Origin of the sequence: Wenjunlia tyrosinilytica (assembly GCF_014646055.1) — a bacterium.
Classification (GTDB): Bacteria; Actinomycetota; Actinomycetes; order Streptomycetales; family Streptomycetaceae; genus Wenjunlia; species Wenjunlia tyrosinilytica.
In genome coordinates this window covers 84,877-97,367 of record NZ_BMMS01000005.1, presented here as the reverse complement: position 1 = coordinate 97,367, position 12,491 = coordinate 84,877, and the positions used below count along the sequence as shown (strand labels likewise).

Annotated in this window: 9 protein-coding genes and 1 pseudogene; all 10 read right to left on the bottom strand. The window is 71.3% G+C overall.

Features of this window, described 5'->3' with window-relative positions; all coding sequences use genetic code 11:
- Nucleotides 1-92: 92 nt before the first annotated feature.
- Entirely contained in the window at nucleotides 93-2,042 is a 1,950-nt protein-coding gene (locus IEY86_RS07315) for a glycoside hydrolase family 28 protein (protein WP_229698220.1), read from the bottom strand.
- A gap of 306 nt (nucleotides 2,043-2,348) precedes the next feature.
- A complete protein-coding gene (locus tag IEY86_RS37525) occupies nucleotides 2,349-2,711 on the bottom strand; it encodes an exonuclease domain-containing protein (RefSeq protein WP_265803924.1) in 363 nt (120 codons plus the stop codon).
- A gap of 68 nt (nucleotides 2,712-2,779) precedes the next feature.
- Nucleotides 2,780-2,932: pseudogene (locus IEY86_RS37990) on the bottom strand (3'-5' exonuclease); the annotation flags it as partial.
- 408 nt (nucleotides 2,933-3,340) lie between these two features.
- Nucleotides 3,341-4,774, bottom strand: coding sequence for an adenylosuccinate lyase (purB, locus tag IEY86_RS07305; RefSeq protein ID WP_189130707.1), 1,434 nt, complete (start codon nucleotides 4,772-4,774; stop codon nucleotides 3,341-3,343).
- A 31-nt stretch (nucleotides 4,775-4,805) separates the two neighbouring features.
- Nucleotides 4,806-5,579 (bottom strand): SGNH/GDSL hydrolase family protein, encoded by a 774-nt coding sequence (locus tag IEY86_RS07300; protein ID WP_189130706.1) that lies wholly within the window; start codon nucleotides 5,577-5,579, stop codon nucleotides 4,806-4,808.
- 27 nt (nucleotides 5,580-5,606) lie between these two features.
- The gene (locus tag IEY86_RS07295) at nucleotides 5,607-6,632 is read right to left on the bottom strand and encodes a hemolysin family protein (protein ID WP_189130857.1); all 1,026 of its coding nucleotides are present in this window, start codon (nucleotides 6,630-6,632) and stop codon (nucleotides 5,607-5,609) included.
- Entirely contained in the window at nucleotides 6,629-7,978 is a 1,350-nt protein-coding gene (locus tag IEY86_RS07290; RefSeq protein WP_189130705.1) for a hemolysin family protein, read from the bottom strand. The genes IEY86_RS07295 and IEY86_RS07290 overlap by 4 nt, the downstream gene beginning before the upstream one ends.
- 95 nt (nucleotides 7,979-8,073) lie before the next feature.
- On the bottom strand, nucleotides 8,074-10,638 hold the full coding sequence (locus IEY86_RS07285) for an ABC transporter permease (protein ID WP_189130704.1): 2,565 nt from the start codon (nucleotides 10,636-10,638) through the stop codon (nucleotides 8,074-8,076).
- 31 nt (nucleotides 10,639-10,669) lie between these two features.
- Nucleotides 10,670-11,452: an ABC transporter ATP-binding protein gene (locus IEY86_RS07280; protein WP_189130703.1), complete on the bottom strand. Its 783-nt coding sequence runs from the start codon at nucleotides 11,450-11,452 to the stop codon at nucleotides 10,670-10,672.
- Between the two features lie 285 nt (nucleotides 11,453-11,737).
- Entirely contained in the window at nucleotides 11,738-12,451 is a 714-nt protein-coding gene (gene bioD, locus IEY86_RS07275) for a dethiobiotin synthase (protein WP_189130856.1), read from the bottom strand.
- Nucleotides 12,452-12,491: the final 40 nt, after the last annotated feature.

Here is a 12,491-nt window from a genome sequence, read left to right as displayed (position 1 = left end):
GAAGCCCCTAAAGAGGAGCCCCGCGCCCCGTTTTCCGTCCGGGACCGGCTCATGTGCCCCGTCCCGGACCGGCTCATATGTCCTGTTCGGGATCAGTTCACGACGACCGTGTACATGCTGCCGGTGCCGGCGTTGGGACCGAGGCGCACCGGTCCCGCGGGGAAGGACTTCTGGAAGACCTGGAAGTTCTTGGGGGTGCTCTCGCTGTTCACCAGCCGTGTCCCGCTGTCGGTCCAGGACGAGTCCAGCCAGGGCAGCCGTCCGGTACGGGTGTCGACCGCGACCGACACCGTGGCCTGATCGCTGAGGGTGAAGCCGACCAGGGGATCGGCGGTTGCTCCCTTGGAGTCATTGGCCGAGCGGATCCACTGCGCGCCCATCAGGGCGGCCGGCACCGACGCCAGGGTGATCGTGCGGTCCCCGTACTGCGTGGCGCCGGCGCGCAGGCCGCTCTGGAGCGACCAGTCGCCCGAGTTGGCGGTGTCGGCCACGTGGAGGCCGGAGACGGTGCCGGAGCCTGCGCCGCCGCAAGGAGAGGTGGAACCGGTGGCGCTCACCCGCAGCGCTCCGCCGCTGGTGTTACGGCTGTTGGCGAGGCAGTACCCGGTGACGGTCTGGAAGCCGACGTCGTGCGGGCTGCCGCCGCCGCGCTGAGCGGTGAAGCGGTCGAAGGAGACATCGCCGCCGTTGTTGACGATGACCGCCGGCCGTCCGTCGTCGGCGGCGAACCGCACGGAGCTGTCCGTGAACGAGACGCCGCTGACGTTGCGCAGATACCAGCCGTACGCCGGGCGGGTACCGATGCTCCTGGGGTTGTAGTCGGTGGCGTTGTTGCTCGGCACACCGGTGCCCATCGTGCCGTTGCCGCCGGGGACGGTCAGGTCGACGTGGGAGAAGGCGACATCGCTGATCCGGCCGCCGCCGGACTCGCCCCACAGCGTGGGGCTGAACGACGGGCTCGCCCCGGTGCCCTTGATGTTCTCGTAGGTGATGCCGCTGATGCTGCCCACGCCCGGATTGTTGCCGCATCGCTTGCGCGTGCCCACCTTCTGCATGATGGGCGAGCGGGTGCCGCTCATCGTGATGTCCTTGTAGTGGACGTCGGTGATCCTGGCGCCGTCCATGGAGACCATGCCGAGGCCGGACTTCTGCGCCCCGGTGATCGCGATGCGCTGGAAGACGTAGTCGGTCAAGTCGCCGCAGGTCTCGGAGCCGAACATCAGCGCGTTGCAGCACTTGGCGGAGAGCTTGGAATCGCTGACCCGGACATGGCCGTTGGAGAGCTTGGCGCCGAGAGCGTAGTCGCTCTTGAAGACCAGGGCGTCGTCGTTGGCCGCGATGTTCGCGTTGGTGATGCTGACGTTCTCGGCGCTGATGACGTTCCAGCCGTCGCGGTCACCGGAGGTGGCGATGGTGAGGTGGTCGGAGGTGACGTTCCTGCACCCGTTGATGAGGATGGCGAAGTGGCCGCCCTGCTTGAGGGTGATGCCGTTGAAGGTCAGCCCGTCGCAGCGCGTCAGCGAGATGATCTTGTCCGCCTGGCCTCTGCCGGGGTTGCCGGTGATCAGGTGGTCGCCGCCGTCGATCGTCCCGGAACCGGTGAAGGCGACATTGGTCAGCCGGTCACCGTGGATCATCGCATTGTGGAAATGGCTGTGGCCGTAGTCCTGGTACGTGTCCCACTCGTTCGGCTCGGGCGGGTCGTAGGTGTTCGAGCCCGATCCCAGGATCGTGGAACCGGAGTCCAGTTGGATGGTGACATCGCTCTTGAGGTGGATGGTGTTGCTGGACCTGTAGGTCCCGGACCGGAATCGGACGGTGCCACCGCCCGCGCTGTTGGCAGCGGTGATGGCCTTGTTGATGCCCGGTGTGTCATTGCTCGACCCGTTGCCCGTTGCCCCGTAGTCCTTCACATCGAACACGGCGGCCGTGTGGGCGGCGCGCACGGGAGCCTGCCGCGGGGCCGCCGGTACGGACTGGGGGGTGAACACGACCAGGCCCAGGACGGCCGTCAGGACCAGCCGGAGCTTTGTGGTTCGCAAGAGGAATCACCTCGTCGCCATGCAGGTCCGAGCAGCCCCAAGGGCCCTCGGACACAGCCAAGGGAGTGGACTGGGAACAGTTCATGACGGCGGATTGCTCACGCTAGGAGCGATTGGTCGGAGGAGTCAAGCGGTTGTCCGGCCTGCGATGAGTCGCCTCCTTCACGCCGGCGTTGACGCATCCAGGTCGCATAGCCCATCAATCAACCGGTGGTGCGGTCAGCCGGAAGTGTGCGCCATTCCGATCACGGGCGCGTTGGGCTCCCGGCCCCGCTGGGGCCGTCGACCGTGACGAACGCTCCTCGCTCACAGCTGGAAAAGGGTCGCAGCTTCAACCCCGCCACCCCCTGACGGTTGGTCGCGTAGTTCATCCAGCGACCGCGGAACACTGTCGGTGGTGGCGAGCACCTGGAACAGCCGTGCCGCGACCACCGCGTCGTACGCGGCGCGGTGGGGCCTCAGCTCCGGCGACAGCCCCTCGGCGAGCTTGAACGCCTCGACCAACGAGCCCAGCTTGTGACTCATCTGGTTCGGAACGAAGCGGCGCGACAGCTTGAGCGTGTCGAATACCTCGGGGCACTCCCACCCCGTGAGTTTGCGCCGAAGAACATCAACGTCGACGTGGGCGTTGTGGGCCACCAGTGCCGGGTGCGACAAGGCCAGCAGCACGTCAACCTGATGTCCTCGAACACCGGCGCGTCGGCAACGGCCTCGTTGGTGATGCCGTGAATCCTTCGGGCCATGGGCGTGATCGGTCGATCCGGCCGAACCAACCAGCTCACCGCTTCCCCGATGACCCCACCGACGATCGGTACGGCAGCCAACTCCACCAGGTCGGGCGGCTGCTGTCCGTTGCCCTCCACGTCCACCACGACGTAGTCCACGCTCATCCACTCAGTCATCCTGCTTCGGTTCCTTCCAACCGATTTCCGCCCGACCGTGGCGGCGGTCGCGGTGCGGGTGGCGCACGTCGTGCACCTGGAACCCAAGCGCATGGTGCAGGTAGTAGCGCGGCTGTTCCTCGGCGAGATTCCGGCCACCGCTAGCCGTGGCTCGGGGGCGACATTGGTCGGACCACGGCCATGCTCCAGTGGTTTCTCCTGCTCGTCCGGGCGCAGTTGGCGGGCAGTGGAGCCGCCAGGGTTGCAGCGTCGGCCAGAACCGGTTGCCGGGGCGGGCGAAGTGCCGCCGACAACCGGCCGGGGTCGATCCCGCAGAACAGCACCCGGAGACCGGGGGCGAGTACATCGGGGACGGTCCGGTCCGCGGCGGGGGCCGGCTGATCGGGCGTCACCGGCTCAGAGGATGGAGCCGGGGGTGTACGCGGCCGCCTCCGGGTAGCGCGCGGTGACCTCGGCGATCCGGTCCACGACCGCGGCCACCTGGGCCGAGGCGGCGCCGGTGAACGACAGCCGGTCGGCCATCAGGGCGTCGAGGGCGGCCCGGTCCAGCGGGATCCGCTCGTCCTGCGCGAGCCGGTCCAGCAGCTCATTGCGCTCGGCGCCCTTCTCGCGCATCGCCAGCGCCGAGGCCACCGCGTGCTCCTTGATGACCTCGTGCGCCACCTCGCGGCCGACACCGGCCCGCACCGCGCCCATGAGCACCTTGGTGGTGGCCAGGAAGGGCAGGTAGCGGTCGAGTTCCCGCGAGACCACGGCGGGGAAGGCGCCGAACTCGTCCAGAACGGTCAGGAAGGTCTCCAGCAGCCCGTCGAAGGCGAAGAACGCGTCCGGCAGCGCCACCCGGCGCACCACCGAGCAGGAGACGTCGCCCTCGTTCCACTGGTCGCCGGCGAGTTCGGCGGTCATCGAGGCGTAGCCCCGCAGGATCACCGCGAGGCCGTTGACCCGCTCGCACGAGCGTGTGTTCATCTTGTGCGGCATCGCGGAGGAGCCGACCTGGCCCGGCTTGAAGCCCTCGGTGACCAGCTCGTGCCCGGCCATGAGGCGGACCGTCTTGGCGATGCTGGAGGGGGCGGCGGCCAGCTGCACCAGCGCGCCGAGCACGTCGAAGTCCAGGGAGCGGGGGTAGACCTGGCCCACGGAGGTGAAGGTGCGGGCGAAGCCGAGGTGCCCCGCGACCCGCCCCTCGAGGTCGGCGAGGCGGGCGGCGTCCCCGCCCAGCAGGTCGAGCATGTCCTGAGCGGTGCCGACCGGGCCCTTGATCCCCCGCAGCGGGTAGCGGCCGATGAGGTCCTCGAGGCGTTCGAACGCCACGAGCAGCTCGTCGGCGCCCGTCGCGAAGCGCTTGCCCAGCGTGGTGGCCTGCGCCGCCACATTGTGGGAGCGGCCCGCCATGACCAGCTCCGCGTACTCCCCGGCGAGCCCGCCGAGACGGGCCAGGACGGCGACGGTCCGGTCGCGGACGAGCTCGAGCGAGAGACGGATCTGGAGCTGTTCGACGTTCTCCGTCAGGTCCCGCGAGGTCATGCCCTTGTGCACGTGCTCATGGCCGGCGAGGGCGTTGAACTCCTCGATCCGGGCCTTCACGTCGTGCCGGGTGACCTTCTCGCGCTCCGCGATCGAGGCCAGGTCCACCTGCTCGACGACACGCTCGTAGTCGGCGACGGCCTGCTCGGGGACGTCGATGCCGAGGTCGGCCTGTGCCCGCAGCACCGCCAGCCACAGGCGGCGCTCCAGGACCACCTTGTGCTCGGGGGACCACAGCGTGGCCAGCTCGGGGGAGGCGTAGCGGCCGGCCAACACGTTCGGAATGCGGGGCTTGGAAGTCACGTGCGCCAAGTGTAGTGGCCGCCGCCGCAGGTCAGCCCCACGGGGACAGGTCGCCGCGCTTGGGCGGACGCCCGTCGCCCGAGGACCGCCCGGTCAGACGGCGGCCGATCCACGGCCCGAGGTGCGTGCGGGCCCAACGCAGATCCGAGCGGCGCCGCGCCGCCCAGGCAACGGCCGGAGCGGGCGGCAGCGGCTGTGTCCAGTCGAATGTCTGCGGCACCCCCAGGGCGCACAGCACCGCCTCGGCGATCCTGCGGTGCCCCTCGGCGTTCAGGTGCAGCCGGTCCTCCGCCCACAGCCTCGGGTCGTCGAAGGCACGCACGGCGAACAGGTCCACGACCACGGCTCCGTGCCGCTCGCCCAGCTCGGAGGTCAAGTCGAGCAGGCGCTGGATGCGGGGCATCAGCCGCGTCCCGCCGCGCAGCCTGCGGGAGGAGTCCACCGGGCGGAACAGCAGGAGCCGCCGGGTGGAGGGCGCGAGCTTGGCCGCCGCCTCCTCCAGGCGCGCGCAGACCAGGTCGACGTCGCACTTCGGCCGCAGGACGTCGTTCATTCCGCCGGCCAGGGAGACCAGGTCGGCGTTCATCGCCGCTGCGGTGTCGACCTGCTCGTCGGCGATCTGGCCGATGAGTTTGCCGCGCACGGCGAGGTTGGCGTACAGGAAGCCGGGGGAGTCCGCGGCCAGCCGGGCGGCGACCAGGTCGGCCCAGCCACGGTAGGTGCCGTCGGGGAGTTCGTCGGACATGCCCTCGGTGAAGGAGTCTCCGACCGCGACGAAACTGGTGAACTCTAATGATGTGTCCATGGCTTCGCCGATCCTAGAACGCCTCGTTCAGCTCCCTTCCTCCGGGGCGGCTCCCACGAGCTCCCTGAGGATGTCCGCCATGGTCACCAGGCCCAGCCTCCTGCCGTCGGCGTCGGTGACCGCCGCCAGGTGCGCCCGGCTGCGGCGCATCGACGCCAGGACGTCGTCCAGCGGGGTGTCGGCCGTCACCCGGCTGATCGGGTGCAGCGCGCTCAAAGGGAAGGGCTCGTCGCGAGCGTCCGCGTACAGGGCGTCCTTGACGTGCAGATAGCCCAGGACCGCTCCCTCGTCGTCGATGACCGGGAAGCGGGAGAACCCGGACGAGGCGGCCAGCCGCTCCAGCTCGGCCGGGGTCACGCCCAGCCTCGCGTACACCACCCGCTCGGGCGGGACGACGACCTCGGCCACGGGGCGGCGGCCGAGCTCCAGGGCGTCCTCCAGCCGCTCGGCGGCCGGGTCGTCCAGCAGCCCGGCGGCGCTCGAATCGTGCACGATCCTCGCCAGCTCCGCGTCGGTGAACGCCGCGGAGACCTCGTCCTTGGGTTCGACCCGCAGGAGCCGGAGCACGCTGTTGGCGCAGGCGTTGACCGCGAGGACGAACGGCCGCAGCGCCCTGGTCAGCGACACCAGGACCGGACCGAGCGCCAGCGCGGTGCGCTCCGGCTCGGCGAGGGCGATGTTCTTGGGCACCATCTCACCGATGAGCATGTGCAGATAGGTCGCCAGTGTCAGGGAGATCACGAACGAGACCGGGTGCACCAGCCCATGGGGGAGGCCGACCGCGTTGAACAGCGGCTCCAGCAGGTGCGCGATGGCCGGCTCCGCGACGGCGCCGAGGGCCAGGGTGCACACGGCGATGCCGAGCTGGGCCGTGGCCATGAGCGAGGAGACGTTCTCCAGTCCCCACACGACCTTGCGGGCGCGCTTGTCGCCCTCGAGGGCCCGCGGCTCGATCTGGCTGCGCCGCACGGAGATCAGCGCGAACTCCGCGGCGACGAAGAAGGCGTTGACCACGAGGGTGAGCGCGCCGAGCAGCAACTGGAGGAAGATCACCACGGGGAGTCCTCCGAGGTCTGGCCGGCCCGGGGGACGGGGGAGAGCAGCCGGACCCGGGCGGCCCGGTGGCCCCGTGCCTCGGCGACCGTCAGTTGCCAGCCCTCCACCTCGACGGTGTCACCGGTGCGCGGGATACGGCCGAGCCGCTGGGCCACCAGCCCGGCCACCGTCTCGAACGGCCCCTCCGGCACCCGCAGACCGATCGCGGGGAGCTGGTCCATGCGGCAGCCGCCGTCGGCCTCCCAGATCGCCCGGCCCTCGTCGTCGGTGCCCAAGGGGGCGAGTTCGGGCGTCTCGAGGGGATCGTGCTCGTCGCGGACCTCGCCGACCACCTCCTCGACGATGTCCTCCAGCGTGACCACTCCGGCGGTGCCGCCGTACTCGTCGATGACCACGGCGATCGCGAGGGTCTCGGGGACGGTGACGAGCCGGTTGAGCAGCCGGTCGGCGGGGAGGGACTCCGGGACGAGCAGGGGCGGCCTCATCAGCTCGGTGACCCGGCGGTGGGGCCGCTGCTCGGCGGGCAGGGCGAGCACGTCCTTGACGTGCACCACGCCCACGACCTCGTCGAGGCTCTCGCGGTGGACGGGGAAGCGGGACAGGCCGGTGGCACGGGTCGTGTCGGCCACGTCCTGGGCGAAGGACCGCGCCTCCAGCGCCGTGACGCGGACGCGGGGGGTCATGACGTTCTGCGCGGTCAGCTCGGACAGCCGCAGCGTGCGGATGAACAGCTCCGCGGTGTCGCGCTCCAGCGCGCCCTGCCGGGCGGAGTGCCGGGCCAGGGCGACCAGCTCCTCCGGGGTGCGGGCCGACGCCAGCTCCTCGGCGGGCTCGTAGCCCAGGCGGCGCACCACCCGGTTGGCGGTGTTGTTCAGATGGCCGATCACGGGGCGGAAGGCGGTGCTGAAGACCCGCTGCGGCCCGGCGACGGCCTTGGCGACGGCGAGCGGGCGGGAGATGGCCCAGTTCTTGGGGACCAGCTCGCCCAGGACCATCAGCACGACGGTGGAGGCCAGCATGCCCAGGACCAGTGCGAGGCCTTCCGCCGTCGAGGTGGGGAGCCCCATGGCACGCAGCGGTCCGGTGAGGAGCTTGCCCAGGGAGGGTTCGGCGAGCATGCCGATGACCAGCCCGGTCACCGTGATGCCCAGTTGCGCTCCGGAGAGCTGGAAGGTCAGGCGGCGTGCCGCCAGCAGGGCGCTGCGGGCGCCGCGCTCCCCGGTCTGCGCCGCCTGTTCGAGGTCGGCGCGCTCGACCGTGGTCAGTGAGAACTCCGCCGCGACGAAGACCGCGCAGGCGAGCGTGAGGGCCAGTGCCAGGAGGAGGAACAGGACTTCAGTCATTGCCTCAAGGGTAAGGGAGGTAAAGCGGACGCAAAGTCAGGAGGTGGGCGGCTTGATCCAGCGCCTGTCCCACCCTCCGGCGGACCGGCCGGGCGCTATTCGTGGGCAATGGCCGCCAGGACGTTCATCCGCGAGGCGCGCAGCGCGGGCAGCAGCGCGGCGACGAGCCCGATCACCACGGAGCCGACCATGACCGTGAGGATCGTGGGCCAAGGGATCTCCAGTACCTTCATGCCCTTGAGCGCGAGGATGCGCTGGGCGGCGACCCCCCAGCCGAGCCCGAGGGCGAGCCCGAGCAGGGCTCCGAAGACGGCGATGACGACGGACTCCAGCCGGATCATGCGCCGCAACTGGCGGCGGGAGAGGCCGATGGCACGCAGGAGCCCGATCTCCCGGGTGCGTTCGATGACGGACAGCGCCAGGGTGTTGACGACGCCCAGGACGGCGATGACGATCGCCAGGCCCAGCAGCCCGTAGACCAGGCCGAGCAGGACGTTGATCTGGCCGCGGACGAGGTCCTTGTAGTCCGCCTGGTCGCGCACCTGGACCTGCGGGAAGGATGCGAGCGCCTTCTCCAGCGCGGTGCGCACGTGTGCCTTGTCCGTCCCCGGTGCGGCGTCGGCCATGACGACCGCGTCGAGCACGCCGGGCACATTGCGCTCGAGGGTGTCCATGCCGATGACGGGGTTGGTGCCGTTGCCGACGGCCTGGTTCTTCTGCGACGGGGTGATGGCGCCGATGGTCAGCTTCTGCGAGCGGGTGCGCGAGAAGCGCACCGAAACGCTGTCCCCGATGCCCAGGCCGCGCTTGTCCGCGTACTCGCCGTTGACGACGATCCGGCCGGGGGCCAGCCCCCGCGCCGTGCTGCCCGCCCGGTACTTGGGCCGCAGCCCCTGGTCGAGCTCGGGGTCCGCGGCGATCACGAGCACCTTCTCGCTGTGCCCGCCGGCCTCGATCCGCGCGGGCACGACACGCTCGCGGATGACGGTGCCGACGCCGGGCGTGGACCGGACCCGCTCGGTCACCTGCGGCGGGAACGGCCTGCCGACACCGTTCTGCACGGTGTAGTCCGCCCCGAGTGTCTGGTCGATCTCCTGGTCGATGGAGCCCGCCATCGAGGTGCCCACGACGGTGAGGCCGCCCACGAGCGCCAGACCGATCATCAGTGCCGCCGCCGTGGCGCCGGTACGGCGGGGGTTGCGCAGCGCGTTGCGCTGGCTGATGCGCCCCACCGCGCCGAACACGGCCGGGAACGCGCCCCCGACCGTGCGCACCACCGGCCGGGCCAGCAGCGGACCGAGGACCACCATGCCGATCAGCGTCAGCACCACGCCCGCGCCGAGCATGAGCGCCGCGTCCCCCGCCCTGCCGCCCGTCGCCGCCGCGGCCAGGGCGGCCGCACCCGCCGCCGTGACCACCGCCCCCACCGCCGTCCTCAGCCGCAGCGATTTCGACGGGGGCACGCCCGCCTCCGCGAGCGCCGCCATCGGGGTGGTCCGCCCCGCCCGCCGCGCCGGCAGATACGCCGAGACCATGGTGACGAGCACCCCCACCGTGTACGCCGCCACGGGGGTGGGCCAGTTGAAGACCAGTTCGCTCGCCTTCAGGCTCACCCCGGCCTTGCCGATGAGCCTCATCAGCAGCAGCGCCAGGCCGAATCCGGCGGCCAGGCCCAGGGTGGAGCCGACCAGGCCGAGCAGGAGCGCCTCCACGAGCACCGAGCGGTTCACCTGGCGGCGAGAGGCGCCGACGGCGCGCAGCAGGCCCAGTTCGCGGGTGCGCTGGGCGACCAGCATGGAGAAGGTGTTGAGGATCAGGAAGACACCGACCAGCACGGCGATCCCGGCGAAGCCGAGCAGGGCGTACTTGAGCACGTCGAGGAAGCTGCCCAGTTGCTCGGCAGCGGTCTTGGCCTGCTCGCCCTGCGTCCGGATCTCGTACCCCGGCCCGAGGTCGGCGGCCAGACGTTGCTTGAGCCGCGTGTTCCCGACCCCCGGGGCAGCGTCGACGCTGATCGCGGTGGCAGCACCGGTCCTTCCCAGCAGTCTCGCCTGCGCCGTGGGGGTGTCGAAGAACAGCAGCGCGGCGCCGGGGTTGGTGGTGGTGAACGTGGCGATGCCGACGACCTTCGCGGGGAAGGTCCCGGGAGCCGCCACCACCCGGAGGGTGTCACCGATCCGCACATGCCTGCGGTGCGCGGTGTCGGCGTCGATCACCGTTTCGCCGGGGCCCCCGGGTGCCCGCCCGGAGGTGATCTCCACGGGGCTGCGGTCGCTGCGGTACCAGTTCAGGGCGAGGGTGGGGGCGCCCGTGGTGGGGCCGACCGGACGGTTGCGGCGGTCGACGACGGTGGTGTTCCCCACGGCCACGTCCACATGCGCGGCCGCAACACCGTCGACCTTCGCCGCCCTCGCCGCCAGGGAGGCGGGCAGCGTCGCCACGGTTCCCGAGTAGCGCTCGTCGTTGGCGTCGAACTCCCGCCGGGGACCGACCGTCACATCCGCCGACGTGGAGGAGAACAGGTGGTCGAAGGTGCGGCTGAGCGTGTCGGAGAAGATCAGCGTGCCGGCGACGAACGCCACCGACAGCAGTACCGCGAGCGCGGACAGGGCCATGCGGCCCTTGTGGGCGAAGAAGCTGCGCAACGTGGCCTTGAGCATCGCGGTCCTGCCTCGGGGAGCGAAACGGCGGTCAGGTCTCCCTGATCCTGTCGAACCGCTTCATCCTGTCCAGCACAGCCTCCGCCGTGGGATTCGGCATCTCGTCCACGATCCGGCCGTCGGCGAGGAAGAGGACCAGGTCCGCGCGGGCGGCGGCGCCCGGGTCGTGCGTGACCATCACGACGGTCTGGTGGAGCTCGTCCACCGCCCGGCGCAGGAACGCCAGGACCTCCTCGCCGGAGCGCGAGTCCAGATTCCCCGTCGGCTCGTCGGCGAAGATCAGCTCCGGCCGCGAGGCCAGGGCGCGGGCGCAGGCCACCCGTTGCTGCTGACCGCCCGACAGCTGCGCCGGCCGGTGCCGCAGGCGGTCGCGCAGCCCCAGGGTGTCGATGACCGTGTCCACCCACTCCTGATCCGGCTTGCGGCCGGCGATGTCCATGGGAAGGGTGATGTTCTCGCCCGCGGTGAGCGTGGGCAGCAGATTGAACGACTGGAAGACGAATCCCACCTTGTCCCGGCGCAGCCGGGTCAGCTCGCGCTCGTTGAGCGAGGTGATCTCGTGCTCACCGATCCACACCTGCCCCCGGGTGACATTGTCCAGACCGGCCAGGCAGTGCATCAGCGTCGATTTGCCCGAACCGGACGGCCCCATGATGGCGGTGAAGCGGCCCCGGGCGATCTCGGCATCGACGGAGTCGAGCGCGAGCACCTGCGTCTCGCCCGAGCCGTAGGCCTTGGTCAGCCCCTCGGCGCGCGCGGCGGTGGGACCGCTCGGCGCCCGTCCGAAGACCTGCTCCTGTGCGGGTGTGGACATCCTGCCTCCCCGGGAAGGACAACATCGGTTCAGCCGTACGGGAGCCGAGGGTACGGGAGTGTGACCCGGATTACATCCGACCCCGGAGTGAGGCGTGGCGTGATCGGCTACGCCTCAGGACCGAGGTGCTCCGGGCCGGGACGGGCCGACCGCGGCGCTCCATCGAGCTCGGCGCGCGGCGCGTGCCCAGCGGGTTCGACGGGCTCGACGGTGCTCGGCGGCGCTCGGCGGGCTCGAAGGGCTCGGCGGCGCTCGCCGTCCGGTCGGTCGGGGCGCCCGGTGGCCTCAGCGGTGCAGGCCGGTGAACGCCCGTGCGTCCCAGGTGCCGAACAGCTCCGGGCCCAGCCAGCCCGGCGCCGCCGTGCGGAACGCCTGCGGGGCCAGTGCCGCGACCCCCTGCGGCACCGCGCCGAGCAGCGCGCTGCGGGACGTCGTGGGAAGATCGGCGAGGTTGCAGCGGGCGGCGAGGCCGGGGGAGTCCGGCCAGCTGCCGATCACGGTTCCGAGGCAGGAGACGCCCCGGCGCTCCAGCGCCTCGGTGGTCAGGGCGGTCATGTTGAGCGTGCCGAGCCCGGCGGTGGTGACGACGAGAACGGGCGCCCCCAGACCCACGGCGGCGTCCGCGAGCGTCCCGCCCTCGTCGTCGAGGTTCACCAGCAGTCCGCCCGCGCCCTCGACGAGCACCAGGTCGTGCTCGGCCGCCAGCTTCTCGGCGGCCACCACGACGTCCGCGGGCCGCACCTGGCGCAGCCCCGCCCGGCGGGCGGCGGTGTTGGGGGCCAGGGGCTCGGGGAAGCGGGCCAGCTCCACACCCGTGACCTGCCCGGCGAGCCGCGCGACCTCGGCGACGTCGCCGGGCTCGCCGACGGCGACCCCGGTCTGCGCGGGCTTGAGCACCGCGACCCGGCGCCCGGCACTCATCGCCGCCGCGGCCACCGCCGCGGTCACGACGGTCTTGCCGATCTCGGTCCCGGTCCCCGTGACCACCAGCACGCCCACAGCGCTCTCACCCTTCACCGCGCACCGCACTCCCACCCTT

Excerpts from the sequence above, each read along its gene's own strand:
- IEY86_RS07290 (WP_189130705.1), bottom strand. The coding sequence starts at position 7,978 with ATGACTGAAGTCCTGTTCCTCCTCCTGGCACTGGCCCTCACGCTCGCC.
- IEY86_RS07300 (WP_189130706.1), bottom strand. The coding sequence starts at position 5,579 with ATGGACACATCATTAGAGTTCACCAGTTTCGTCGCGGTCGGAGACTCC.
- IEY86_RS07285 (WP_189130704.1), bottom strand. The coding sequence starts at position 10,638 with ATGCTCAAGGCCACGTTGCGCAGCTTCTTCGCCCACAAGGGCCGCATG.
- IEY86_RS07280 (WP_189130703.1), bottom strand. The coding sequence starts at position 11,452 with ATGTCCACACCCGCACAGGAGCAGGTCTTCGGACGGGCGCCGAGCGGT.